This window comes from Rathayibacter sp. AY1E3 (assembly GCF_002932235.1).
GTDB lineage: Bacteria > Actinomycetota > Actinomycetes > Actinomycetales > Microbacteriaceae > Rathayibacter.
In genome coordinates this window covers 35,213-58,831 of record NZ_PSVN01000012.1, presented here as the reverse complement: position 1 = coordinate 58,831, position 23,619 = coordinate 35,213, and the positions used below count along the sequence as shown (strand labels likewise).

Sequence of the window (23,619 nt, the reverse complement as noted above, 5' to 3'; positions counted from 1 at the left end):
CCTCCCGGGGCCGCGGACCGCGTGTCGCAGCGCGGATGCGGTCACGCCTCCCACGGGGCGCCCCGTTCCCTTGTACGGTCGGAGGCGGACGAACTCCCCGATTCACCCCCGCACCGGACCCGGAATCCCTCGGTCGCGCCCCCGACCGCGTCCTCACCACGTCTCCGAGCCCTGCGGAACCGCGTGCCGTCCCGTCAGGAGGAAACCATGGAGCCCAGCTCGAGGATCAGCACCGAGCGGATCGAGCCCGACATCGTGGTGATCCGCCCCGTCGGCCGGCTCGACCTGTCCACTGCGTGGGAGCTCGAAGCGGTCCTCCAGCGTGCGCTCGAGGCGGGAGAGGTCCGCGTGGTCGTCGACCTGGCGGCCGTCGAGTTCCTCGACTCGTCCGGGCTCGGCGTCCTCGTCGCCGGACTCAAGGAGGCGCGGAAGGCGGGCGGCGAGCTGCGCGTGGCCGCCGCCGGCGAGCAGCCCGCCATGGTGCTCGGCCTGTCCAACCTCGACCGCCTGCTCGGGAGCGCCGAGACCGTCGAGGAGGCCTATCGTGCCTGAGCGCTCCTTCGTCGTGCGGACGCCGCCCGAGGACGGCGTCACCGCCGTCCACGAGGCGCTCGAGGAGCTGTGGCTCGAGGAGCCGGGCGTCGCGCCGGTCGACCGGATGTCGTTCGAGACCGCGCTGGTCGAGCTGACCTCGAACATCGTCCAGCACGCCCGGTCGTACCGGCACATCATCTGCCTGGTCGAGATCCGCGTCGACGCGACCGAGCTGCGCGCCTCGCTCAACGACTCCGCCGAGGAGGCGCCCGCCGAGGTCGCCGACCCCCGCGACATGCCGGACGAGTGGGACGAGGCAGGCCGCGGGATCCCGTTCATCCACGCCCTCGTCACCGAGTTCTCCTACCGCCGTGTCGACGGGCAGAACCTCTGGGCACTCGCCCGGACCCGCACGTGAGCGAGCCGACCGAGCGCGCCCGCCTCGCCGCGATCGCCGAGCTCGGGATCGGCCTGAGCACCCCCCAGGAGCGCTTCGACAGGATCACCCGCATCGCCCGCCGGCTCCTGCGCGTCCCCCTCGCCGAGATCAACATCCTCGAGGAGTCGACGCAGTTCACGAAGTCGCCCCAGCGCTCGGCGCGGGCGAGCAGGATGCTGCGCGCCGACTCGATGTGCGACGTCACGGTCCAGCAGGGCGACATCCTCGTCGTCGAGGACGCCACCGCCGATCCGCGGTTCGCCGACCGCGGAGTCGTCACCGGATCCCCTCACGTGCGCTTCTACGCGGGCCGCCCGCTCGTCGTCGGGGACGGCCTCCGCGTCGGCACGATCTGCATCATCGACAGCGAGGTGCGCGGCTTCTCGGAGGAGGAGCGCGAGATCCTCGAGGACCTCGGCCGGTGGGCCGAGCGGGAGCTGCGCGAGATCGCCTTCTCCGGACGCGCGAGCGAGACGCAGGAGCGGCTCCGGCCCCAGCGCCTCGACCTCGGCGAGTGGAGCCTCGACTCGCTGACCACGCCGCTGCACGACGTCGCCGGCGACTACACGGCGTGGCGCCGCAGCGGGGACGACCTCTCCCTCGAGCTGGTCGACGTGATGGGCAAGGGGGTCTCGGCGGCGATCGTCGCCTCCGCGATCCGCTCCGCGTTCCAGGCGCGGCCGGAGCTCCCTCCCGCGGCAGCCGTCGAGGCCGTCAACCGCCAGCTCCTGCCCGACCTGACCGCGACCGGGATGTTCGCGACCGCACTGATCGCCCGGGTCGACCTCGCGAGCGGCGCCGTCGCGTTCGTGGACAGCGGCCACGGCCTCACCCTCCTGCTGCGCGCCGACGGCACCTCGGAGCGGCTCGCCTCCACCGGCGTCCCGCTCGGCATCGCCGCCGACGTCTCCTGGGAGGAGGAGCAGCGCGTGCTCGCCCCCGGCGACGCGCTCTTCTCCTGCAGCGACGGCCTGCTCGACGTCTTCGGCGGGCGCCTCGACGCGCTCGACCGTCTCGCCGAGCTGGTGCGGAGCAACGACGACCCCGCTCTCTTCGAGCGTCTGCATGCTCTCGCAGACGACGCGCACGACGATGTGACAGCGTTGGTGCTGCGGCGCTCCGCAGCGCCCGCCCCCTCCTGATCCTGATCGAAAGGACCTCCCCCATGCCTGGTGCACTCGTCCTCGCCGGCGGCGGCCTCGCCGGAATCGCCTGGGAGCTCGGCGTCCTCCGCGGCCTCGCCGACGCCTCCCCCGAGGCGGCCCGCCTCCTACTCGATCCGTCGACGACCTTCATCGGCACCTCCGCGGGCTCCGCGGTCGCCGCGCAGCTGAGCACCGGCACCGGCCTCGACGAGTCGTACGAGGCCCAGCTCCAGGAGGAGTCCGCCGAGATCGGAGCGGACGTCGACGGTGAGCGCCTCCAGGCCCTCTTCGCCGCGGCCGTCGAGGGCGCGACCTCGCCCCAGGACGCGCGGCGCCGCATCGGCACCCTCGCGCTCGAGGCCGAGACGCTCCCCGAGGACACGCGCCGGGCCGTCATCTCGGCCCGCGTGGGCGACGCCGACTGGCCCGAGCAGCGTCTGCTCATCACCGCGGTCGACACGGCCACCGGCGAGCTGCGCGTGTTCGACCGCGAGAGCGGTGTCGGCCTCGTCGACGCGATCTCCGCCAGCTGCGCCGTCCCCGGGGTCTGGCCACCCGTCAGCATCGACGGCGTGCGCTACATGGACGGCGGCGTGCGCTCCGGCAGCAACGCCGACCTCGCCGCGGGAGCCGACTGGGTCCTGATCGTCACTCCGCTGCCGGGAGTCGGCACGCCCGGCGCGGGCCTGATCCCGACCGGCGAGCTCGACGCCCTCGCGGACTCGCGGGTCGAGGTGCTCTACGCCGACGAGGAGTCGGTGCGCGCCTTCGGCCCGAACTCGCTCGACCCGGCCGTCCGCGCCGCCTCCGCCCGCGCCGGACGTGCTCAGGGCGCCCGTCTCGCCTCTCGGATCGCCGCGCTGGTCGGCGCCGAGTAGCCGGTCTCAGCGCCGCACGCTATAGCGCGTGAAGACCGTGCCGTCGGCGAAGCGGTGCTCCTCGCGCAGGTCGAGGCGCGCGTGGAACCCGCACGGGAGGAAGTGGGTCCCGCCGCCCACCGCCACCGGCACCGTGTAGACCTGCACCTCGTCGACGATCCCGGCGAGCAGCGCGTGCCGGGCGAGGGTCGGCCCGCCGATCGAGACGTCGTGGTCGGCGGCGCTGACCTGCGCGGCGACGACGACCGGGTCGAACCCGCCCTCGACGCGGGTGCGGCGGGTCTCGGCCGACTCCAGCGTCGTCGAGTACACGACCTTGTCGGCCGCCCGCCACATCTCCTGGAAGTCGCGGATGAACGCGAACTCCTCCGCCAGTGCCCAGGTCTGCTCCCACGCGCGCATGACCTCGTACATGCGCCGCCCGTACAGGTACGTGCGCACCCGCCCGTCGCGCTCCGTGATGAAGCGGTGCACGGCGGGTCGCGGCTCCGCCCAGGCGAATCCGCCGTCCGCGTCGTTCACGTAGCCGTCGAGCGACGCGATCGAGCTGTAGATGAGCGCGCCCACGTCGGCCTCTCTCCGTGGCCGGCTTCGGGACCGCCCACGGGCGCGACCGTAGGCCTCCCGCCTCCGTCCGGCAATGTCCGCCGGGTCCTCTGGCGCGGATCGACGGACCGATGCCGCTCCCGACGGCGCTCCCGGCGGTCGGCGCCCCCTCCCGGACCGCGTACCGTGGTCGTGCCGCAGGGAGCGGCCGTGAAGGGTTCGGGATGAAGATCAGCCAGCTGCGCCACTTCGTGGCGGTCGCCGAGGAGCTGCACTTCGTGCGCGCCGCCGAGCGCCTCGGCATCTCGCGGCAGAAGCTCGACTCCTCCGTCGCCGCCGTCGAGCTCGACCTCGGCAAGCCGCTCTTCGAGCCCGGTGCCGCCGCCACGACCCTCACCGCGGCCGGGCGGCAGCGCCTCGCCTCGGCCCGCGAGGAGCTCGCCGCGCTCGGCGACGAGCCGGAGGCGGCCCCGAAGTCGGGAGGCAAGGCCAAGGCCTCCAAGGGGACCGGGCGCGCGCCGATCGTCAAGGGCCAGCCCAAGCCCTACAAGCGCCGGCAGTCCCGCTGACGCGCAGTGTCCGATCGCCGGAGGTGGTGGGCCCTACCGGGCTCGAACCGATGACATCCACGGTGTAAACGTGGCGCTCTACCAACTGAGCTAAAGGCCCCCGCCGCGGGCGCACCCGCGGACGATCGACTCGATCCTACGGCAGGCGGAGCGGCCCCCTGCGGGCACTAGCCTCGGCACATGACCGCCGACAGCGACTCCCGGGCGAGGCGGCGCGCCGAGAGCCGCTGGCCCGCCTCCGCCGCGATCCTGGTGGCCGTCGCCCTGAACGTGGCCGGCCACAGCGCCGACACCTCGGTGGTCCGCCTCGTCGCCGCCGGCATCACGCTCGCGCTGCTCGTGCCGCTGTTCGTCGTCAACCCGCACCGGCTCGACAGCGAGACGCGCTGGTCGCGCGGGGTCTCCATCGCCCTGGCGGTCGTGCTCGCCGTGGCGAACCAGGTGAACGTGGTCGCCGTGGTGATCGACCTCGTCGACGGGACGGCCGACGGCCCGCCGCTGCTGCTCACCGCACTCCAGGTCTGGGTCACCAACGTCGTCGCGTACGCGCTGCTGTTCTGGGAGCTCGACCGCGGCGGTCCGGTCGCCCGCGGAACGCTTCCCCGCACCGAGCTGCCGGCGGCCGACTTCGCCTTCCCGCAGGACACCTACCGCGACACCGCGCCCGAGGTCGCCGCGACCTCCTCCGAGCGCGCCGACTGGCGGCCCGGCTTCGTGGACTACCTCTCGGTCTCGACGACGAACACCATGGCGTTCAGCCCGACCGACACGATGCCGCTGTCGAGCCGGATGAAGCTCCTGATGATCGCCGAGGCGTTCACCGGATTCGTCCTGCTGGCCCTCGTGATCTCCCGGGCCGTCAACATCCTCAGCTGACGACCGGGGCGGTCCGCCTCCGGAGGGTCAGACGTGCGCGGGGGCGAGCGCGTCGATGGCGGCGCGGTAGGCGTCGATCGAGCGAGGCTCGCCCGGGGCGGTCATGAACGTGTCCCGGATGACGCCGGCCTTGTCGATGAGGAAGGTCGCGCGGGTCGCGTAGCCCTTCGCCTCGGTGAACACGCCGTACTGCTTGGCGACGTCGCCGTGCGGCCAGAAGTCGGAGAGGAGCGTGAAGTCGTAGCCCTGCTTCTCGCCCCAGGCGCGCAGTGTGTGCTTGGAGTCGACCGAGATGCCGATCAGCTCCACGTCGGCGTGCTCGAAGAGGGAGAGGTTCTCGCGCAGCGCGCAGAACTCGCCCGTGCAGGTGCCGGAGAAGGCGAGGGGGAAGAACACCAGGGCGACGTTGCGCCGCCCGTGGAAGTCGCCCAGCTGGATGCGCTCGCCGTACTGGTTCGCGAGTTCGAAGTCGGGAGCCAGGGTCAGCTTCTCGAGAGCCATCGGTCCGATGTCCTTCCGTGCGCACGAGAGTCGCGCGAGCACGAGGGGCAATGCTAGACCCGCTCCGCGCAGACTCCAAGGAACGGCCCGTCTCCCCCGATCACGGGCCGGTCGACGCGTCCCGTCTGGCGCTCTCCTACAGTCGTCGGCGCCCATTCCTCGTGGATCACCACAGTGCGATTCCAGGTTCGGGGCACAGGAATCGCTAGGCTGACGGAGGTGCCCGCGCGCGGCTCGTCATCCGAGCCCCGGATCCGCGGATCCGCACCGCTTCATGAGAGTGATGTCTCGGGCACGATCTGCCCCCAGAGAGAGGTCGAGGGTGACTGTTAACGATCAGGACCCGTATTCCGTCGGTCACGTGGACTCGGACCCCGAGGAAACGTCGGAGTGGAACGAGTCGCTCGATGCGCTCGTCGAGGAGCGGGGCCGGGGTCGCGGGCGCGACGTCATGCTCAGCCTCCTCAAGCGCTCCAAGGAGCTCCACCTCGGCGTGCCGATGGTGCCCACCACGGACTACATCAACACCATCGCGCCCGAGAACGAGCCCGACTTCCCGGGCGACGAGGACGTCGAGCGCCGCTACCGCGCGTGGATCCGCTGGAACGCGGCCATCCTCGTGCACCGCGCGCAGCGTCCCGGCATCGGGGTCGGCGGCCACATCTCGACGTACGCGTCGAGCGCCTCGCTGTACGAGGTCGGCTTCAACCACTTCTTCCGCGGCCAGGACCACCCGGGCGGCGGCGACCAGATCTTCATCCAGGGCCACGCCTCCCCCGGCCCGTACGCGCGCGCCTTCCTCGAGGGACGCCTGAGCGAGCACCAGCTCGACGGATTCCGCCAGGAGAAGTCGCACCGGGGCGGCGGGCTCTCCAGCTACCCGCACCCGCGGCTCATGCCGGAGTTCTGGCAGTTCCCGACCGTGTCGATGGGCCTCGGCCCGATCAACGCCATCTACCAGGCGCAGGCGAACAAGTACCTCACCAACCGCGGCATCAAGGACGCCTCCGACCAGCAGGTCTGGGCGTTCCTCGGCGACGGCGAGATGGACGAGGTCGAGTCGCGTGGTCAGCTCCAGGTCGCCGCGAACGACGGCCTCGACAACCTGAACTTCATCGTCAACTGCAACCTCCAGCGCCTCGACGGACCCGTCCGCGGCAACGGCAAGATCGTGCAGGAGCTCGAGTCGTACTTCCGCGGCGCAGGCTGGAACGTCATCAAGCTCATCTGGGGCCGCGAGTGGGACGACCTGCTCGCCCGCGACACCGAGGGCGCGCTGCTCGACCTGATGAACAAGACGCCCGACGGCGACTTCCAGACCTACAAGACGGAGGACGGCGCCTACGTCCGCGAGAACTTCTTCGGCCGCGACCCGCGCGCCAAGAAGCTCGTCGAGGGCTACTCCGACGAGCAGATCTGGGGCCTGCGCCGCGGCGGCCACGACTACCGCAAGATCTACGCGGCCATGAAGGCCGCGACGGAGCACAAGGGCCAGCCCACCGTCATCCTCGCCCACACCATCAAGGGCTACGGTCTCGGCCGCAGCTTCGAGGGCCGCAACGCGACCCACCAGATGAAGAAGATGACGCTGGACAACCTCAAGTCGTTCCGCGACACCATGCGCATCCCGATCACGGACGCGCAGCTCGAGGAGAACCCCTACCTCCCGCCGTACTACCACCCCGGTCAGAACGACGAGGCGATCGAGTACCTGCAGGAGCGCCGCCGCGCGCTCGGCGGCTACCTCCCCGAGCGCCGCTCGAAGTACACGCAGCTGAACCTTCCCGAGGACTCGGCCTACGCGGTCGGCAAGAAGGGCTCCGGGACTCAGGAGATCGCCACCACCATGGCGTTCGTCCGCATCCTGAAGGACATCCTCCGCTCGAAGGACTTCGGCAACCGCGTCGTCCCGATCATCCCGGACGAGGCGCGCACCTTCGGCATGGACGCGTTCTTCCCGAACGCGAAGATCTACAACCCGCGCGGCCAGCACTACACGTCGGTCGACCGCGAGCTCCTCCTGGCCTACAAGGAGAGCCCGCAGGGCCAGATCCTCCACGTCGGCATCAACGAGGCGGGCGCCCTCGCGGCGTTCACCGCGATCGGCACCTCGTACTCGACGCAGGGCGAGCCGCTCATCCCGGTCTACGTCTTCTACTCGATGTTCGGGTTCCAGCGCACGGGCGACGCGATCTGGGCGGCCGGCGACATGATGTCGCGCGGCTTCATGATCGGCGCCACCGCGGGACGCACCACGCTGACCGGCGAGGGCCTCCAGCACGCGGACGGGCACTCCCCGATCCTCGCGGCGACCAACCCCGCCGTCGTGAGCTACGACCCGGCCTACGGGTACGAGATCGCGCACATCGTGCAGTCCGGACTCGAGCGCATGTACGGCGGGAAGCACACCGACCCGAACGTCATGTACTACATCACGGTCTACAACGAGCCGATCGTGCAGCCGAAGGAGCCGGAGGACGTCGACGTCGAGGGCATCGTCCGCGGCATCCACCGCATCTCCTGGGGCCAGTGGGACGGGCCGAAGGCCCAGCTCCTCGCCTCGGGCGTCGCGGTGCCGTGGGCGATCGAGGCGCAGAAGCTCCTCGCTGAGGACTGGGGCGTCTCGGCGGACGTCTGGTCGGTCACCTCGTGGAACGAGCTGCGCCGCGACGGCATCAAGGCCGAGCAGCACAACTTCCTCCACCCCGAGGACGCCGAGCAGGTGCCGTACGTGACGCAGAAGCTGGCCGACGCGAAGGGCCCCTTCGTCGCCGTCTCGGACTTCTCGCACCAGGTCCCCGACCAGCTGCGCCAGTTCATCCCGGGCGACTTCGCGACGCTCGGCGCGGACGACTTCGGCTTCTCGGACACCCGTGCGGCGGCGCGGCGCTACTTCCAGATCGACGGCCCCTCGGTCGTCGTGCGGACGCTGCAGCTGCTCGCCAAGCGCGGCGAGGTCGACCCCTCGCTCGCCGTCCAGGCGATCGAGAAGTACCGCCTCCTCGACGTCAACGCCGGCACCACCGGCAACGCGGGCGGCGAGAGCTGACGGACGAGTCCGTGCTCTCGCAGGAACCCGCACCGTCGAGTGCGCGGGGTCCTGCTCCTGCGGCGGAGCGTCCGGCCACCCGGCCGGGCGCTCCCCGCACGAAGGAGCAGACCCTCGCCTGGCTGCGCACCCTCGCCGGTGAGCTCTCGACGCAGACGATCAAGCGACTCGAGGACACGCTGCCCTGGTACGGCAGCATGCCCCCCGGTCGGCGCTCGGCGGTCGGCCTCGTCGCCCAGGCCGGCATCACCTCGTTCATCTCGTGGTTCGACGACCCGTCGGCCACGCCGTGGATCGCGGCGGACGTGTTCGGAGCCGCTCCCCGCGAGCTGCTGCGCTCCGTCTCGCTGACGCAGACGCTGCAGCTGATCAAGGTGACGGTCGAGGTCGTCGAGGACCGGATCAAGAACGGCGGGGAGGACCTCCGCGAGGCGATCCTCCTCTACTCGCGCGAGATCGCCTTCGCCGCGGCCGACGTCTACGCGCGCGCCGCCGAGGCCCGAGGTCTCTGGGACGCGCGCCTGGAGGCGCTGGTCGTCGACTCGATCCTCACGGGCGAGGCCGACGACGAGCTGCCCAGCCGGATCGCCGCCCTCGGCTGGCACGGCCACGGCGAGGTCGCCGTCCTGGTGGGCACCGCCCCCAAGATGCTCGACGTCGACCAGCTGCGCCGCACGGCCCGGCACATGGACGCCGACGTGCTGATCGGCGTGCAGGGCAGCCGGCTCGTCCTGGTCATCGGCCGCGCCGAGCCGAGCGAGAACGCCACGGAGGAGACCGGCCCGCCGGTCGCGTTCCTCGAGATCGCGGAGGCGCTCGAGCCCGGCTTCGGGACGGGCCACCTCGTCCTCGGCCACGAGGTGCCGACCCTGGTCGAGGCGTCCCGCAGCGCCCGCGCGGCCCTCGCCGGCTTCGCGGTCGCCCGCTCCTGGCGGAACGCGCCGCGACCGGTCAACGCCGACGACCTCCTTCCCGAGCGCGCCCTCGCCGGCGACCCGCTCGCCCGGCAGAGCCTCATCACGCAGATCTACCGGCCCCTGCAGAAGCACTCGACCGAGCTTCTGACCACGCTGTGGGCCTACCTCGACAACGGCCGCTCCCTCGAGGCGACCGCCCGCGAGCTGTTCGTGCACCCGAACACGGTGCGCTACCGCCTCAAGCGGGTCGCCGAGGTGATCGGCTGGGACGCGACGGGCGCCCGCGAGGCGCTCATCCTCCAGTCCGCCCTCATCCTCGGCTCCATGAGCGACCCGGACGGCGCCGTCCGCCGGAAGCCGTCCCGACGCTGAGGCCCTCCGCTCGCCGAACCCCTCCCGCCCCTGAACACTTGTAGACCCGCGACAAGCTCTTTGTGCTTTGTCAGTGGCTCCACGCGCCGCACGTGCGAGCGCAGATCGGAAGACTGGATACCGTGATCGTCGTCGTCGCCCCGGGTCAGGGCTCCCAGACCCCCGGATTCCTCGCCCCCTGGCTCGAGATCCCCTCCGTGGCCGAGCAGGTCGCCGCGCACTCGGAGGCGGTCGGCATCGACCTCGCCGCGCACGGCACCGTCTCGGACGCGGACACCATCCGCGACACCGCGGTCGCTCAGCCCCTGATCGTCTCCGCGGGACTCGTGAGCCTCGCCGCCCTCCTCGAGGGTGGACGGCGCGATCGCATCGCGGGCATCGCCGGCCACTCCGTCGGCGAGATCACCGCGGCCGCCGGAGCCGGAGTCCTCACCGAGGCCGACGCGCTGGTGTTCGTCCGCGAGCGCGCCCGTGCCATGGCCGCTGCGGCCGCCGCCGAGCCGACCGCGATGAGCGCGGTCCTCGGCGGCGACGAGCAGGCCCTGATCGCCCGTCTCGACGAGCTCGGCCTCGAGCCGGCCAACTACAACGGCGGCGGTCAGATCGTCGTCGCCGGCGCGGTCGACGCGCTCGAGGCACTCAAGGCGGAGCCGCTCCGCGGGACACGCGTGATCCCCCTGCAGGTGGCCGGCGCCTTCCACACCCGCTACATGGCGCCCGCCCGCGACTCCCTCGCCGGCGTCGCCGCCGGGCTGACCCCCTCCGACCCGACGCTCCGGCTCTGGACGAACCGCGACGGGTCGGTCGTCGACTCCGGTGCCGCGTTCCTCGAACTGCTCGTCGGCCAGGTCGCCTCCCCCGTCCGCTGGGACCTCTGCATGGCGGCCTTCGCCGACGCGGGCGTCACCGGGATCATCGAGCTGGCACCCGCCGGCGCGCTGGTCGGCCTCGCCAAGCGCGGCCTCAAGGGCGTGCCGAGCATCGCCATCACGACCCCCGACGACGTGGACGCCGCCCGCGCCTTCCTCGACGAGCACGCCGCCTAGCAGGAGAGACCCCATGACGACCCCTTCCCTCACCCAGTCCAGCGGCAGCGCGTACACCCGGATCCTCGGCATCGGCGCGGCACGCGGCGACCTCGTCGTCCCGAACGACGACCTGATCGAGCCGATCAACTCCTCCGACGAGTGGATCCGCCAGCGCACCGGCATCATCGAGCGCCGCAGGGCCTCCGCCGACATCCACGCGGTCGACCTCGCGACCACCGCCTCCCTCGAGGCGATCGAGAAGGCGGGCATCCGCCCGGACCAGATCGGCATCGTGCTCGTCTCCACGATCAGCAACACCGTGCAGACCCCGTCGCTGGCCGCGCTCCTCGCCGACCGCATCGGCGCGAACCCCGCCCCGGCGTACGACATCTCGGCCGCCTGCGCCGGCTACACCTACGGCATCGCCCAGGCCGACTCCTTCATCCGCTCCGGCCTGGCCGAGTACGTGCTCGTCGTCGGAGCCGAGAAGCTGTCCGAGCTGGTCAAGTCGACCGACCGCAGCATCTCCTTCCTCCTGGGCGACGGCGCGGGCGCCGCGGTCGTCGGCCCCAGCGACACCGCCGGCATCTCGAAGACCGTCTGGGGATCCGACGGCTCCAAGTGGGACACCGTCGGCATGGACAACCCGCTCGCGGCCTACCGCGACGGCACCGCCGAATGGCCCACCCTCCGCCAGGACGGCCCGTCGGTCTTCCGCTGGGCGGTCTGGGAGATGGCCAAGGTCGCCAAGCAGGCGCTCGCGGAGGCGGGCGTCCAGCCCGAGGACCTCGCCGCGTTCATTCCCCACCAGGCGAACATGCGCATCATCGACGAGCTCGCGAAGCAGCTGAAGCTGCCCGAGACCGTCGCTGTCGGCCGCGACATCGAGACCACCGGCAACACCTCCGCCGCGTCGATCCCGCTCGCCACCCACCGCCTGCTCGAGGAGCACCCGGAGCTGCACGGCGGACTCGCGCTGCAGATCGGCTTCGGCGCCGGACTGGTGTTCGGCGCGCAGGTCGTGGTGCTCCCGTGACCGGCGCGACCCCACCCCTAAACTGACCTACGGTCACTGACGAACACCCGAAGAACCCCCAAGGAGAGAACCATGGCACTGTCCAACGAAGAAGTCCTCGCCGGCCTGGCCGAGCTTGTCAACGACGAGACGGGCATCGCCACCGACTCCGTCGAGATGGACAAGTCGTTCACCGACGACCTCGACATCGACTCCATCTCGATGATGACCATCGTCGTCAACGCCGAGGAGAAGTTCGACGTGAAGATCCCCGACGACGAGGTCAAGAACCTCAAGACGGTCGGCGACGCGGTCCGCTTCATCGTCAAGGCGTCCGAGTAGTCGTCGCCCGCGCACCCCGTCCTCGTGGCGGACACCCCGGCCGGCGATCGTCGGCCGGGGTGAGCCCGGCACCCACCCACACGGAACAGAGAAGCTCGTCATGACCAAGAAGATCGTCGTCACCGGAATCGGTGCCAGCACTCCCCTCGGCGGGACCGCCCGGGAGTCCTGGAACGCACTCCTCGCCGGCGAATCAGGCGTCCGCTCCCTCGAGCAGGACTGGGTCGCCCAGTACGACATCCCGGTCACCTTCGCCGCCCAGGCCAAGGTCCGCCCGGAGGAGGTGCTCTCCCGCCCCGAGGCGAAGCGCCTCGACCCCTCCAGCCAGTTCGCGCTCATCTCGGCCCGCGAGGCCTGGGCCGACTCCGGCATCACCGACGTCGACCCGCTCCGCGTGGGCGTCGACTACTCGACCGGCATCGGCGGCCTCTGGACCCTCGTCGACGCGTGGGACACCCTCCGCGAGCGCGGACCCCGCCGGGTCCTCCCGATGACCATCCCGATGCTCATGCCCAACGCTGCCGCCGCCGCCATCAGCATGGCCATCCCCTCCCGCGCCTACGCCCGCACCGACGTGTCGGCCTGCGCCTCCAGCACCGAGGCCCTCGCCAACGCCTACGAGCACATGCAGCTCGGCCTCGCCGACGTGGTCGTCGCCGGCGGCACGGAGTCGGTCGTCCACCCGCTCCCGATCGCCGCCTTCGCGTCGATGCAGGCCCTCTCGCGCCGCAACGACGACCCGGCGACCGCCTCGCGCCCCTACGACGTCTCCCGCGACGGCTTCGTCCTCGGAGAAGGCGCCGCGACGCTCATCCTCGAGACCGAGGAGCACGCCCTCGCCCGCGGAGCCCGCATCTACGCGGAGCTCGCCGGCGGCGCCGTCACCAGCGACTCGTACCACATCACGGCGCCGGACCCCGAGGGCTCCGCCGCCGCCCGCGCCATGATCGGCGCCCTCGAGCAGGCCGGAGCCGCGCTCACCGACGTCACCCACGTCAACGCCCACGCGACGAGCACCCCGGTCGGCGACATCGCCGAGTACCGCGCCCTGCTGCGCGTCTTCGGCGACCACCTCCCGAACATCGCCGTCTCCGCGACCAAGGCGTCCACCGGCCACCTCCTCGGCGGCACCGGCGCGCTCGAGGCCATCTTCACCGTGCTCGCCCTCCACGAGCGCACCGCACCCCCCACCATCAACCTCTTCGAGCAGGACCCCCAGATCCCCCTCGACGTCGTCACCAGCCCCCGCGCCCTCGGCGACGGACCGCTGGTCGCCATCTCGAACTCGTTCGGGTTCGGGGGGCACAATGCTGTTGCCGCTTTCCGGACGGTGTAGCGGGGCGTAGCCCCGCTCCACCGTCCGGAAAGCGGGCTGCGCCGCTCCTTGCGCGGCGCAGGCGCGTCCGCTGGGGAGGGGGGCGGGGTTCCCGAGGGCCGGTGCGGTGCGGCGACGGTGATCCGCTGGAACGCGGATCCCCGGATACGCCTCGTGCCGCGAGGGATCTGCGCCGCCGTCTGGTGCGGGCTGGTGAGCACGCGGTGCTGGTGGGGAGCGCGGGCTTCGCCGCGGCTCGGGTCGGATGCTCGGATCAACGAAGCTGTCCGGGTGGGAGCGCGGGCTTCGCCGCGACTCGCGTCGGATACTCCGATCGCGGAAGCTGTCCGGGTGGGAGCGCGGGCTTCGCCGCGACTCGGGTCGAAAGCTTCGGTTCAAGCAGCTGTGCTCGAGGGGAGCGCGGGCTTCGCCGCGACTCGGGTCGGATGCTCGGATCAGGGCGGCTGCGCTCGTGGGGAGCGTGCGACTCGCCATTACTCGGGCCGTCGGCGTCGTGCGCGACAGAGGTGCGGGCGGGTCCACGAGTCTTCCGACGCCCTCCGCCGGAACGCGGTGCTCCGCCGACCGTCTGGTCGACGTGCCAGCGAGCGGCAACCGCGAGGTGACGACGCGACTTCGAGGCGGGCCTCTGCCGGAACGGGGGTCCGCTGGCCGCCTGGTTCAGGGAGGCGGGAGCGAGCGGCCCCCGCGAGGCGTATCCGCCGATCCGCGTGCCAGCGGATCGGCGTCGCCGGACGCCGGCCGCTCCACGGAACCCGACCACCTCCCCGAGCCGACTGCGCGACGCCGCGCGAGGAGCGGCGTCGAATGAACTCAGCCGACCCCGTGCATCCAGACGACGGGGGCGAAGTCGCCGCCGTAGCGGAAGGGCTCGAGCTCGTCCTCCCATGCCTGGCCGAGGGCGAGGCGCAGCTCGCGGTGCAGCTCGATGGGGTCGGCGCCGGCGAGCTCCATGGCGGAGCGGATGCGGTCCTCGGGCACGACGGTGTTGCCCGCGCTGTCGGTCTGGGCGTAGAAGATGCCGAGCTCGGGCGTGTGCATCCAGCGGCCGCCGTCGACGCCGGGCGAGGGCTCCTCGGTGACCTCGTAGCGGACGTCGGCCCAGCCGCGGAGAGCGGAGGCGATGACGGCACCGGTTCCGACCGGGCCCTCCCAGGCGAACTCGGCGCGCAGTGTGCTGCGGAGCACGGGCTGCTCGATCCAGGCGAAGTTCACGGCACGACCAAGGGCGCGACCTGTCCCCCACTCGAGGTGGGGGCAGAGCGCGCGGGGGGCGGAGTGCACGAAGAGCACACCCCGAGTCTGCTGCGCCACCATGGTGTCCTCCGTTCGTCCCGGTGCGTCTTCCCCAACGACCCGGACCACGGAACACTCTGCGGTGCGCCTTCTTCGATTATGACGGTGGACGTGCCACCACGCCCGATCATGCAGGAGCGGCGGACCTCCGTCAAGGCGGCTCGCCGCGCCTGCTCGACCGGCCGTAGGCGGCTCCTGCCTATACTCAGGTCGTCCGCGCCGCCGGACGCCGCACACCGCCAGACGCCCGCCGGGAGGAGCACCGTGTCCGTCCGCGACGGCCTGCTCGCCCTGCTCACGCTCGGCCCCGCCTACGGCCTCCAGCTGCACGCCGAGCTCCTCGACCGTGCCGCGCACCGGCCCCGGGTCAACGTCGGCCAGATCTACTCGACGCTCGAGCGCCTGCGCGAGCGGGGCCTCGTCGTCTCGGCCGGGTCCACCGACGACGGCCTCCCCCTGCACGCGCTCACCGACGAGGGCCGCGCGGAGGCGGCCGCCTGGCTGACGGGTGACGGAGCGTCCCCGGAGGAGGACTGGGACGACGTCCTCGACCGGGTGCTGCTGGCCTCGAGCCTGTCCGGTGCCGACCTCGCCGCCGTCCTCGACGCGTACGAGAGCTCGCTGCCCGCCACCGCCGACGAGCAGGCGGAGGAGGAGGACGCGCACCCGCAGCGCCGCCTCGCCGCGATCGCCGCCGGCGTGCGGGAGGAGGCCCTGCGGCGCCTCCTCGAGGCGGCCCGCGACGTGCTCACGGGCGACGGGCCTGGACGGGGCGTCCGCGGATACGCTCTCGAGCGTCCCCGTCGGGGCCGTCGAGCCTCGAGCTAGGACGAGACAGGCGCGGGTGCCGTCGCCTAGGGTGGTTCGCATGTCCCGCACCCCCCTCGGTCTCCGCGTCCCCTCCCGGGCGCGCCGGCGCCTCGTCGCCGCCGGAGCGGGCACGGTCCTCGTCCTGTGCGCCGCCCTCGCCGCTCCGCTCTCCGCGTCCGCCGCCTACGACCCGTCCGACTACCCCTCGTGGTCCGATGTGGAGGCCGCGAAGTCGAGCGAGAGCGCCACCGCCGCCGAGGTCGACCGCATCACCGCCTTCCTCGCCGACCTGCGCGACCAGGCCGCCGCCCTCACCGACGCCGCCATCAGCCGGGCCGCCGAGGCGGACGCCGCGCAGAGCGCTCTCGACGAGGCGACTCAGCGCGTGAGCGCCCTGGAGGAGCGCGCCTCCGCCGCCCGGTCGGACGCCGACGCCGCGAAGGAGCAGGCCGGCCGTCTCGCCGCGCAGCTCTACCGCAACGGCGGGACCGATGCGACGCTCAACCTCCTCATCGGCGGCGATGAGTCGAGCGAGCTGCTCTACCGCCTCGGCACCATGACGCAGCTCACCCAGCAGACCAGCCGGCTCCAGACCGCGGCGCAGTCGACCGAGAACCAGGCCGTCTCCCTCGCCGCGCAGGCCGAGCAGGCCCGGGGCGAGCGCGTCTCCCTCGCCACCGCCGCGGCCGACGCGCTCTCGGCCGCCCGCTCCGCGCAGGCCGAGGCCGACGCCAAGGTCGCCGACCAGGAGAAGTACAGCCAGGAGCTCTACACCCAGCTCGCCTCGCTCAAGAACACCACCGCCGAGATCGAGCGGGAGTACGCCGACGGCCAGGACGCGAAGTCGGCGTTCGAGGAGCAGCAGCGCCTCTCCCGCCTCGCCGCCGAGGCCGAGGCCGCCCGCCAGCGCGCCGCGTCGGCTCCCGCCGCGGCCGCTGCTCCGGCAGCGCCCTCCAACAGCGGAGGTGGCGGAGGCGGCCCGGTCGAGCTCGGCGACGACGACCCGACCGGCGCGCGCAACAGCTCCGCCAAGACCATCGCCGCCCTCGGCACCTACGCCGGACGCACGGACGGCCTCTCCCCCGCGCAGGCCCAGGCCTACGCCCGCACCGCTGTCGGCCGCTTCGGCTGGGGCGCCGACCAGGTCGACCGGTGCCTCATCCCGCTGTGGAACGGCGAGTCGGGGTGGCGCTGGAACGCGCTGAACCGCTCCTCCGGCGCCTACGGCATCCCGCAGGCCCTCCCGGCGAGCAAGATGGCCAACTCGGGAGCCGACTACCAGACGAACGCGGCGACGCAGGTCGACTGGGGGCTCTCGTACATCAAGAGCGCCTACGGCTCGCCCTGCAACGCGTGGTCGAGCTGGAACAACCGCTCGCCGCACTGGTACTGATCCCGCGTCTCACTTCGCCTGGTCGTAGGAGTCGACGACGGCGACGGTGACCGGGAAGTCGACCTCGCCCTCTCCGAAGAGCGAGCGTCCGGCGCGCACCGCCGCCTCGCGGACGATCGCGGCGACCCGCTCGCCGACGTCGGCGGGAGCGTGCACGATCACCTCGTCGTGCAGGAAGTAGACGAGGTGCGCCCGGCCGACCGCGCCGCCCTCGGCGCGCAGTCGCGCCCGCAGCTCGCCCATCCAGCAGAGCGCCCACTCGGCCGCGGTCCCCTGCACCACGAAGTTGCGGGTGAAGCGTCCCCATTCGCGCGCTCGCGCCGCATCCGCCGAGAGCCCCTCGGGGCCGGGAGGCGAGCTGCGCCCGAGCCACGTCGAGACGCTCTCGCCGCGCTCCCCCGCCCGAGCCGCCGCCTCGACGTGCGCGACCGAGCGCGGGTAGGCACGGGCGAGCCTCGGGAGCAGCCGCCCGGCCTCGCCGCTCGTCGCCCCGTACATCGCCCCCAGCATCGCGACCTTCGCCCGCGGCCGATCGGGGACCACGCCGGCATCGACGATGCCCTGGTAGAGGTCGCGGCCCCGCCCGGCGGCGGCCATGGCCGAGTCGCCCGAGAGCGCGGCGAGGATGCGCGGCTCGAGCTGCGCGGCATCCGCGACCACGAGGCTCCAGCCCGGATCCGCGGTGACCGCGGCGCGGATCTGCCGCGGCAGCTGCAGCGCCCCTCCGCCCGAGGTCGCCCAGCGGCCGGTGACGACGCCGCCCACCACGTACTCCGGCCGGAACCGTCCGTCGCGCACCCACGCGTCGAGCCAGGCCCAGCCGTTGGCGGTGAGCAGCCGGGAGAGCTTCTTGTACTCCAGGAGCGGCGGCACCGCGGGGTGCTCGAGGGACTGCAGCTCCCAGGAGCGCGTCGACTCGACCGGCAGACCCGCGCGCCGCAGCGCCTTGAGGAGCTCGGCCGGCGAGTCGGGGTTGAGCTCGGGCGCGCCGAGCTCGTCGCGCAGGCGGTCGGCCAGCGCCTCCAACCGGGCCGGGCGGCCGCCGAAGAGCGGGCGGGGGCCGAGCATCCCGGTGAGCACCCGGTCGTGCACATCGGCGCGCCACGGCAGCCCCGCGTGGGCGATCTCGCGAGCGATCAGGGCGCCGACGGACTCGGCGGCGAGCAGCAGGCGGAGCCGGCCGGCCTCGGCGGCGCCGGAGAGCGCCTCCTCCTGCCGGGCCAGCTCGAGGACGGGGTCGAGCTCGTCGGAGCCGCCCGCCGCCTCCTCGAACCCGATCAGCGTGTCCTGCGCGGCGGGGGCCGCGGCTCCCTCGTCCCACGGGTCGAGGGGCGAGCGCGCGAGAGCCGATGCGGCGGCGGAGACCGAGCGGCGGAGGATCGCGCGGGCCAGCCGGAGGTCGTGGCACCGGGCGACGACCACGCCGGCCGACAGCAGTGCGGGGTACCAGCGCGCGGTGTCGTCCCAGACCCAGCGCGGGCGCTCCGGCTCCCGCTCCCGGACGAACGCCGCCAGCTCGGCCGGGCCCCGGCCGCTCCCGGCCTCGGCGCCGCCGACGGGGTCGATCGCCCGCCACGCCCCCGTGGGGCCGCCGACGAGTGCGAGGAGCATCGGGCCATTCTCCCCCGTGGCGGACACGGAGGCCGCCGTCGCGGGGACGGCCGGGCCCCCTCTCGCTGAAGGAGTCACGGCGACGGCCGCGAGGGCGGGTAGCCGGGGAAGGGCTTCTCCTGCGCCGTCGGCGGCTGATGGGCCCACAGGGCGGCCGCGATGGTGTCCATCGAGCGGGAGTAGCCCACGAGCGTCCGCCTCTCCGGCTCCGCCGCCCACGTCACCGCGCGGAACCAGGTCTCGCGGTACGGGCCGGTCTCGATGCGGCGCACCAGGCCGATCCGGCCGGTGCGCAGGGCGTCGACCATCACCCACTCGTCCTGCCCGCTGCTGCGCAGCATCTGGAGCGGACTCCACTCGATCATCGCGCCTCCCACCGGTCGATCCGCGGCCGTGGCGAGCACGAGCGCCGCGGCGTACACTCGCAGACTATCGAACACATGTTCGAACGGCCAACCGGGTCCGGCGAGTGAACGGGAGCACGACGATGGCGGTGATCGACGAGACGGCGCTGGTCTCGACCGACGGCGAGGGAGTGCCGATCGCGCTCGAGTGGCGGGGCGGGAGCTACCAGGTGACCGACCGGCCGACGGTGTGGACCTGCACGAGCGAGTGGTGGGCTCCCCTCGAGGGGTTCCCGCCGACGTTCGGGCGCACACCGGTGAGCATCGGCGGCTGGCGCTTCCAGGCGACGGACCTCGCGACCGGCGGAGCGTTCGTGCTCGACGTGGTCGCGTCGACGGAGCCGCAGTGGAGCGTGGTGCGGATCTACGAGTAGTGCCGGCGCGAGGCCGGCCGGGCGGCTACTTGTCGGCCGACCAGGGCGCCCGCGTCATGGCGATGAGAGCCGCGACTCCGGAGACGAGGCCGACACCGGCGATGGCGGACACGACGAGCCAGAGAACGAGTTCCATGCCACCAGTCTATCGAGCCCCGGAGCGGATCCTCTCCTCCCCGCTTCCATCCCCCGGCTGTGGAATAGCCTGGGCAGAGTGACCGACGCCCCCACCCGCGCGAGTGTCGGACTGCGCTCGGAGCGCGGCCCGATCCTGCTGTCCCTGATGATCTCGACCGCTCTGGTCGCCCTCGACGCCACGATCCTCTCGACGGCCGTGCCGTCCATCGTCGCCGACCTGGGGGGCTTCGAGCAGTTCCCCTGGCTGTTCTCGATCTACCTGCTGGCCCAGGCGGTCTCGGTCCCCCTCTACGGCAAGCTCGCCGACGTGATCGGGCGCAAGCCCATCATGCTGATCGGCATCGCCCTGTTCCTGGTCGGCTCGCTCCTGTGCGGCCTCGCCTGGAGCATGCCCGCGCTGATCGCGTTCCGAGCCCTGCAGGGCCTGGGTGCCGGTGCGATCCAGCCGATGGGCATCACCATCGCCGGCGACATCTACACGGTCGCCGAGCGTGCGAAGACCCAGGGCTACCTCGCGAGCGTCTGGGGCATCTCCTCGGTCGTCGGGCCGACCCTCGGCGGCGTGCTCTCGGACCTGGGCGCCTGGCGCGGCATCTTCCTCGTCAACATCCCGCTGTGCCTCCTGGCGGCGTTCCTCCTGATCCGCAGCTTCCGCGAGACCACACGGGGCGAGAAGCAGCGGATCGACGTGGCGGGCGCCTCCGTGCTCGCCGTGGGCACCGCGCTGCTCATCCTCGGGCTGCTCGAGGGCGGCAGCGCCTGGCCGTGGCTCTCCCCCGCCGGAGTCGGCGTGTTCGTCGTCTCGGCCCTCGCGTTCGCCGGCTTCGTCGCGATCGAGCGGCGAGCGGCCGCCCCGGTGCTCCCCCTCTGGGTCCTCACGCGGCGCGTGCTGATCTCGACCAGCCTGGTCTCGGTGACCGTCGGCGCGATCACGCTCGGCGTCACCTCGTACTTCCCGACCTTCGCGCAGGGCGTGCTCGGCAGCTCCGCCCTCGGCGCGGGATTCGCCGTCGCGGCGATGACGCTCGGCTGGCCGGTCGCGGCGAGCCTGTCGGGCCGGCTCTACCTGCGCATCGGCTTCCGCAACACGGGCTTCCTCGGAGCGGGGCTCGTCGTGATCGGCACGGCGCTGACCGTCCTGCTCGGCGCCTCCTCGACGCTGTGGGAGATCGCCGGCTTCTGCGTGCTGATCGGCGCCGGCATGGGGCTCGTGGCGACTCCGACGCTGATCCGGGCGCAGTCGAGCGTCGACTGGAACGAGCGCGGAGTGGTCTCCTCGACCAACTTCTTCGCCCGGAACATCGGCAGCGCCGTCGCCGTGGCCGTGTTCGGCGCGATCGTGAACGCGAAGGCGGGCGGCGGCGTCCCCGCACCGGCGGACCTCGCCGAGGGCACCCGCTTCGTCTGCATCGCGCTCACGGTCCTCGCCGTGGGCATGCTCGCCGCGGTCTGGGCGATGCCGAAGGAGGGGCGCACCGCGCCCGGAGAGGATCGGGCGGCGGAGGCCGAGCCCGACGCGGCCCGGCCGGACGCGTCCCAGCCCTAGCCGTCAGGCGGCGCCGTCGGTTCTCGTCGTCAGCCGGAGCGGCGCGCCGCGGCCGTCGCTCGCAGGCGGTCGCGGTGGGTGCGGCGCACCCGGTGCGTCCAGCGCTGCAGGGACGACCCCATCCCGGGGTGCCGCGCCAGCGTGTGCAGAGCGCGGTCGAACCGGCGGAGCATGTCGGCGAAGGCGCCGAAGGGGCGGGCCGAGATGCCGACCTCGAGGTGGCGGTCGAGCACGATCCGGTGCCGGAGTCCCAGGTGCACGCTGATCTCGACGTCGTCGTGCACGTAGGCGTCGTGCCGGTGCATCTCCTCCGCGATCTCCTCCCACGCCGACCGGCGGACGGCGCAGTTGGAGCCGAAGAGCGGCCAGTTGGCCAGCGCCGACCCCATCAGCACGAAGTAGGCGTCCATGTAGGCGACCCGCGCGATCACCCGGGCGATCGGGCCGAGCTCGTCGAAGCGTCCGGGACCGGTCACCGCTCCGACCTCGGGATCGGCGAAGTGGCCGGCCAGGCGCGCCAGCCAGTCGGGTCCCGGGCGGGAGTCGGCGTCGAGCCGTGCGAGGACGTCGCCGTGCGCCTCGTCGAAGCCGTGCGCCGTGCTCGCCGGGATCCCGGCTCCGTCGTGCCGCACCACCCGCGCGCCCGCCGCTCGCGCGACGGCGGCGCTGTCGTCGGTGCTCCCGTCGTCGACGACGACGATCTCGAACGGAGCGAGCGTCTGCTCGCGGAGGAGCTCGAGCAGCTGCTCGAGGTGGCGGGCGTCGTCCTTCACGGGGACGACGACCGAGATGCGCCGGTGATCCATCCGCCCAGTCAACGCGATCGGGGCGCTCAGCGGGGACACCGCCACGCGTCTCGCGCGAGCCCGGACCTGTCAACCGGCTCCCGAGCGCGTCGGATCCCCTGATGGGATCGACCCGTGTCCGCCGGATCGGCGGCCCGATCGAGACAGGAGACGACATGACCCAGGGACCTCGAGACTTCCGGCCCACCCGTGCACTGGTGACCGCCTCTGACTCCGGCATCGGCCGGGCGACCGCGGTGGCACTGGCCGAGGCGGGCATGGACGTCGGCATCACCTGGCACAGCGACGAGGAGGGCGCGCAGGGCACGGCGGAGGAGGTGCGCTCCCTCGGCCGGCGCGCCGAGATCGCGCGCCTCGACACGACGGATCTGGAGGGCGCGGGCGACGTGATCGACGATCTCGCGGATCGACTGGGCGGGCTCGACGTCGCCGTCAGCAATGCGGGCGGAGGCGGGGGCGAGCCCTTCCTCGAGCAGAGCCTCGACAGCTGGCGCTCGACCGTCGCCCTGAACCTCGACGGAGCGTTCGTCTGCCTCCAGTGCGCCGCGCGGCGCATGGCGGCCCAGGGCACGGGCGGCAGGATCATCGCGGTCACCAGCGTCCACGAGCACCAGCCGCGGGTCGGCTCCGTCGCCTACACCGCCGCCAAGCACGGGCTGGGTGGCCTGCTGAAGGTCGCCGCACTCGAGCTCGGCTCCCTCGGCATCACCGTCAACGCCGTCGCCCCCGGAGAGATCGCCACGCCGATGAACGACGCCGAGGACGTGGACCCCGTCACGATCGACCGCCCCGGCATCCCCCTCGGCCGCCCCGGCGACGCCCGCGAGATCGCGGCGGTGGTCGCCTTCCTGGCCTCTCCCGCCGCCTCCTACATCACCGGATCCTCGTACGTCGTGGACGGCGGGATGCTGCAGATGGGGCCGCAGGCCGGCTCCCACCTCCGGCAGGACGACTGGCGCGAGGCCTGAGCCGCCGACCACGGCGCCCGCCCGCCGGGTACTCTCGAAGAGGTGCTCCGGCGGGCGGGGCGCCTGCTCCGGGATGTAGGTGACGCACGTGTGGTTCCGGCGTCGACGCAGGTTCAAGATGGAGCCGTACGACCCCGATGAGAACCCGTCGCGCGAGCCCGCCTCCGTCGAGGAGGCCGCCGAGGAGGGCCTGATGCTCGCGCAGTACGCGAGCCGGATGGCCGTGAAGAACCGGGTGCTGATGGACGGCCTCGGCGCCGACGTCCCCTTCGACTCGGGCCGCTACTCCGTCGTCGCCGCGGAGGAGCTCGAGAAGCTGGCGCGCGAGTCAGAGGCGGCCGCTGAGCGCCTGCGCGGCATCGCCGCCGACGTGACCTCGGTGGGCGGCCGCTCCGACCACGTGCACGACTACCGCTCGGCCGACGTCGACAACCTCGACCACCGCGAGCGGCTCTCGCTCCTCGTCGCCGACTCCCTCCACAGGCGGGCGCAGGACGAGGAGTACCTCGCGACGCTCGTCGACGACGCCCGTCAGGACGCGTGGCGCGAGCTCGCGCAGTCGATCGAGGAGACCCTCGACCGCACCTCGCGGATCGACCCGGACGACGAGGAGTACCGCCGCGACCGCTCGGTCCGGATGGCGCTCGTGGTCGTCGACGACCTGGTCAAGCTGGCGGAGGAGCGCGGCGTCAGCCTCGAGGACTGACGGGCTCGTCGTGGGACGCC

General features: G+C 72.7%; 24 protein-coding genes and 1 tRNA gene. 18 read left to right on the top strand and 7 right to left on the bottom strand.

All coding sequences use genetic code 11. The annotated features are described in order from the left end of the window. Positions 1-207 precede the first annotated feature (207 nt). Genes C5C53_RS11395 through C5C53_RS11380 form a run of 4 tightly spaced genes read left to right on the top strand, consistent with a single transcriptional unit; the run spans position 208 to position 2,996 of the window. Positions 208-552, top strand: a complete 345-nt coding sequence (locus tag C5C53_RS11395; protein ID WP_104223474.1) for an STAS domain-containing protein — start codon at positions 208-210, stop codon at positions 550-552. Beyond that, positions 545-952 (top strand): ATP-binding protein, encoded by a 408-nt coding sequence (locus C5C53_RS17155; RefSeq protein WP_104223473.1) that lies wholly within the window; start codon positions 545-547, stop codon positions 950-952. Before C5C53_RS11395 ends, C5C53_RS17155 begins: the two co-directional genes overlap by 8 nt. Beyond that, positions 949-2,115 (top strand): PP2C family protein-serine/threonine phosphatase, encoded by a 1,167-nt coding sequence (locus C5C53_RS11385; protein ID WP_181065545.1) that lies wholly within the window; start codon positions 949-951, stop codon positions 2,113-2,115. The genes C5C53_RS17155 and C5C53_RS11385 overlap by 4 nt, the downstream gene beginning before the upstream one ends. A gap of 23 nt (positions 2,116-2,138) precedes the next feature. Beyond that, entirely contained in the window at positions 2,139-2,996 is an 858-nt protein-coding gene (locus C5C53_RS11380; RefSeq protein ID WP_104238200.1) for a patatin-like phospholipase family protein, read from the top strand. Between the two features lie 6 nt (positions 2,997-3,002). On the opposite strand, the gene C5C53_RS11375 is transcribed toward C5C53_RS11380, so the two are convergent. Beyond that, positions 3,003-3,563, bottom strand: a complete 561-nt coding sequence (locus C5C53_RS11375) for a dihydrofolate reductase family protein (RefSeq protein WP_104267572.1) — start codon at positions 3,561-3,563, stop codon at positions 3,003-3,005. 203 nt (positions 3,564-3,766) lie between these two features. Between C5C53_RS11375 and C5C53_RS11370 the strand changes: the two genes are divergently transcribed. Next, entirely contained in the window at positions 3,767-4,111 is a 345-nt protein-coding gene (locus tag C5C53_RS11370; RefSeq protein WP_104223469.1) for a LysR family transcriptional regulator, read from the top strand. A gap of 24 nt (positions 4,112-4,135) precedes the next feature. Here C5C53_RS11370 and C5C53_RS11365 read toward each other — a convergent pair. Next, positions 4,136-4,211: transfer RNA gene (locus tag C5C53_RS11365), tRNA-Val, on the bottom strand. Positions 4,212-4,291: 80 nt separating this feature from the next. On the opposite strand from C5C53_RS11365, the gene C5C53_RS11360 reads away from it, so the two are divergent. Then, complete coding sequence (locus C5C53_RS11360) at positions 4,292-4,987, top strand: hypothetical protein (RefSeq protein ID WP_104226669.1); 696 nt, start codon at positions 4,292-4,294, stop codon at positions 4,985-4,987. 27 nt (positions 4,988-5,014) lie between these two features. Here C5C53_RS11360 and C5C53_RS11355 read toward each other — a convergent pair whose 3' ends face one another. After that, the gene (locus tag C5C53_RS11355) at positions 5,015-5,488 is read right to left on the bottom strand and encodes a peroxiredoxin (protein ID WP_104238203.1); all 474 of its coding nucleotides are present in this window, start codon (positions 5,486-5,488) and stop codon (positions 5,015-5,017) included. A gap of 322 nt (positions 5,489-5,810) precedes the next feature. Between C5C53_RS11355 and aceE the strand changes: the two genes are divergently transcribed. The 6 genes from aceE to C5C53_RS11325 all read left to right on the top strand — a co-directional run bounded on the left by aceE (position 5,811) and on the right by C5C53_RS11325 (position 13,547). Next, positions 5,811-8,537: a pyruvate dehydrogenase (acetyl-transferring), homodimeric type gene (aceE, locus tag C5C53_RS11350; protein ID WP_104223467.1), complete on the top strand. Its 2,727-nt coding sequence runs from the start codon at positions 5,811-5,813 to the stop codon at positions 8,535-8,537. Positions 8,538-8,659: 122 nt separating this feature from the next. Beyond that, entirely contained in the window at positions 8,660-9,826 is a 1,167-nt protein-coding gene (locus C5C53_RS11345; RefSeq protein ID WP_181027189.1) for a CdaR family transcriptional regulator, read from the top strand. A 122-nt stretch (positions 9,827-9,948) separates the two neighbouring features. Beyond that, positions 9,949-10,872 carry an ACP S-malonyltransferase gene (locus C5C53_RS11340; protein ID WP_104250961.1) on the top strand — a complete coding sequence of 308 codons (924 nt, stop codon included), beginning with the start codon at positions 9,949-9,951 and terminating at the stop codon, positions 10,870-10,872. A gap of 13 nt (positions 10,873-10,885) precedes the next feature. Further along, positions 10,886-11,890, top strand: a complete 1,005-nt coding sequence (locus C5C53_RS11335) for a beta-ketoacyl-ACP synthase III (protein ID WP_104267571.1) — start codon at positions 10,886-10,888, stop codon at positions 11,888-11,890. 72 nt (positions 11,891-11,962) lie between these two features. Continuing rightward, positions 11,963-12,211, top strand: coding sequence for an acyl carrier protein (locus tag C5C53_RS11330; RefSeq protein WP_104223463.1), 249 nt, complete (start codon positions 11,963-11,965; stop codon positions 12,209-12,211). 100 nt (positions 12,212-12,311) lie between these two features. Beyond that, positions 12,312-13,547: a beta-ketoacyl synthase gene (locus C5C53_RS11325; RefSeq protein WP_104226673.1), complete on the top strand. Its 1,236-nt coding sequence runs from the start codon at positions 12,312-12,314 to the stop codon at positions 13,545-13,547. 813 nt (positions 13,548-14,360) lie between these two features. Here C5C53_RS11325 and C5C53_RS11320 read toward each other — a convergent pair. Beyond that, positions 14,361-14,864, bottom strand: coding sequence for a DUF3145 domain-containing protein (locus tag C5C53_RS11320; RefSeq protein WP_104226674.1), 504 nt, complete (start codon positions 14,862-14,864; stop codon positions 14,361-14,363). A 243-nt stretch (positions 14,865-15,107) separates the two neighbouring features. On the opposite strand from C5C53_RS11320, the gene C5C53_RS11315 reads away from it, so the two are divergent. Together C5C53_RS11315 and C5C53_RS11310 are read left to right on the top strand one after the other, a co-directional pair. After that, complete coding sequence (locus tag C5C53_RS11315) at positions 15,108-15,671, top strand: PadR family transcriptional regulator (RefSeq protein ID WP_181127758.1); 564 nt, start codon at positions 15,108-15,110, stop codon at positions 15,669-15,671. A gap of 40 nt (positions 15,672-15,711) precedes the next feature. Beyond that, on the top strand, positions 15,712-17,046 hold the full coding sequence (locus C5C53_RS11310; RefSeq protein WP_104267569.1) for a hypothetical protein: 1,335 nt from the start codon (positions 15,712-15,714) through the stop codon (positions 17,044-17,046). A 9-nt stretch (positions 17,047-17,055) separates the two neighbouring features. On the opposite strand, the gene C5C53_RS11305 is transcribed toward C5C53_RS11310, so the two are convergent. After that, positions 17,056-18,657, bottom strand: a complete 1,602-nt coding sequence (locus C5C53_RS11305; RefSeq protein WP_104267568.1) for a bifunctional 3'-5' exonuclease/DNA polymerase — start codon at positions 18,655-18,657, stop codon at positions 17,056-17,058. Between the two features lie 74 nt (positions 18,658-18,731). Further along, positions 18,732-19,022: a hypothetical protein gene (locus tag C5C53_RS11300; RefSeq protein ID WP_146076962.1), complete on the bottom strand. Its 291-nt coding sequence runs from the start codon at positions 19,020-19,022 to the stop codon at positions 18,732-18,734. A 104-nt stretch (positions 19,023-19,126) separates the two neighbouring features. Here C5C53_RS11300 and C5C53_RS11295 point away from each other — a divergent pair, with 104 nt between their 5' ends. Both C5C53_RS11295 and C5C53_RS11290 read left to right on the top strand, forming a co-directional pair. Then, positions 19,127-19,435 carry a hypothetical protein gene (locus C5C53_RS11295; RefSeq protein WP_146084670.1) on the top strand — a complete coding sequence of 103 codons (309 nt, stop codon included), beginning with the start codon at positions 19,127-19,129 and terminating at the stop codon, positions 19,433-19,435. Positions 19,436-19,718: 283 nt separating this feature from the next. After that, a complete protein-coding gene (locus C5C53_RS11290) occupies positions 19,719-21,119 on the top strand; it encodes an MDR family MFS transporter (RefSeq protein WP_104267595.1) in 1,401 nt (466 codons plus the stop codon). Positions 21,120-21,148: 29 nt separating this feature from the next. Here C5C53_RS11290 and C5C53_RS11285 read toward each other — a convergent pair whose 3' ends face one another. Further along, positions 21,149-21,925: a glycosyltransferase family 2 protein gene (locus C5C53_RS11285; RefSeq protein ID WP_104223456.1), complete on the bottom strand. Its 777-nt coding sequence runs from the start codon at positions 21,923-21,925 to the stop codon at positions 21,149-21,151. 155 nt (positions 21,926-22,080) lie between these two features. On the opposite strand from C5C53_RS11285, the gene C5C53_RS11280 reads away from it, so the two are divergent. After that, positions 22,081-22,893: an SDR family oxidoreductase gene (locus C5C53_RS11280; protein ID WP_104267594.1), complete on the top strand. Its 813-nt coding sequence runs from the start codon at positions 22,081-22,083 to the stop codon at positions 22,891-22,893. A 118-nt stretch (positions 22,894-23,011) separates the two neighbouring features. Then, positions 23,012-23,599, top strand: coding sequence for a hypothetical protein (locus C5C53_RS11275; RefSeq protein ID WP_104223455.1), 588 nt, complete (start codon positions 23,012-23,014; stop codon positions 23,597-23,599). The last annotated feature ends 20 nt before the right edge of the window (positions 23,600-23,619 follow it).

Excerpts from the sequence above, each read along its gene's own strand:
- C5C53_RS11395 (WP_104223474.1), top strand. The coding sequence starts at position 208 with ATGGAGCCCAGCTCGAGGATCAGCACCGAGCGGATCGAGCCCGACATC.
- C5C53_RS11380 (WP_104238200.1), top strand. The coding sequence starts at position 2,139 with ATGCCTGGTGCACTCGTCCTCGCCGGCGGCGGCCTCGCCGGAATCGCC.
- C5C53_RS11370 (WP_104223469.1), top strand. The coding sequence starts at position 3,767 with ATGAAGATCAGCCAGCTGCGCCACTTCGTGGCGGTCGCCGAGGAGCTG.
- C5C53_RS11360 (WP_104226669.1), top strand. The coding sequence starts at position 4,292 with ATGACCGCCGACAGCGACTCCCGGGCGAGGCGGCGCGCCGAGAGCCGC.
- C5C53_RS11355 (WP_104238203.1), bottom strand. The coding sequence starts at position 5,488 with ATGGCTCTCGAGAAGCTGACCCTGGCTCCCGACTTCGAACTCGCGAAC.
- C5C53_RS11335 (WP_104267571.1), top strand. The coding sequence starts at position 10,886 with ATGACGACCCCTTCCCTCACCCAGTCCAGCGGCAGCGCGTACACCCGG.
- C5C53_RS11330 (WP_104223463.1), top strand. The coding sequence starts at position 11,963 with ATGGCACTGTCCAACGAAGAAGTCCTCGCCGGCCTGGCCGAGCTTGTC.
- C5C53_RS11325 (WP_104226673.1), top strand. The coding sequence starts at position 12,312 with ATGACCAAGAAGATCGTCGTCACCGGAATCGGTGCCAGCACTCCCCTC.
- C5C53_RS11320 (WP_104226674.1), bottom strand. The coding sequence starts at position 14,864 with ATGGTGGCGCAGCAGACTCGGGGTGTGCTCTTCGTGCACTCCGCCCCC.
- C5C53_RS11310 (WP_104267569.1), top strand. The coding sequence starts at position 15,712 with ATGTCCCGCACCCCCCTCGGTCTCCGCGTCCCCTCCCGGGCGCGCCGG.
- C5C53_RS11305 (WP_104267568.1), bottom strand. The coding sequence starts at position 18,657 with ATGCTCCTCGCACTCGTCGGCGGCCCCACGGGGGCGTGGCGGGCGATC.
- C5C53_RS11300 (WP_146076962.1), bottom strand. The coding sequence starts at position 19,022 with ATGATCGAGTGGAGTCCGCTCCAGATGCTGCGCAGCAGCGGGCAGGAC.
- C5C53_RS11290 (WP_104267595.1), top strand. The coding sequence starts at position 19,719 with ATGATCTCGACCGCTCTGGTCGCCCTCGACGCCACGATCCTCTCGACG.
- C5C53_RS11285 (WP_104223456.1), bottom strand. The coding sequence starts at position 21,925 with ATGGATCACCGGCGCATCTCGGTCGTCGTCCCCGTGAAGGACGACGCC.
- C5C53_RS11280 (WP_104267594.1), top strand. The coding sequence starts at position 22,081 with ATGACCCAGGGACCTCGAGACTTCCGGCCCACCCGTGCACTGGTGACC.
- C5C53_RS11275 (WP_104223455.1), top strand. The coding sequence starts at position 23,012 with ATGGAGCCGTACGACCCCGATGAGAACCCGTCGCGCGAGCCCGCCTCC.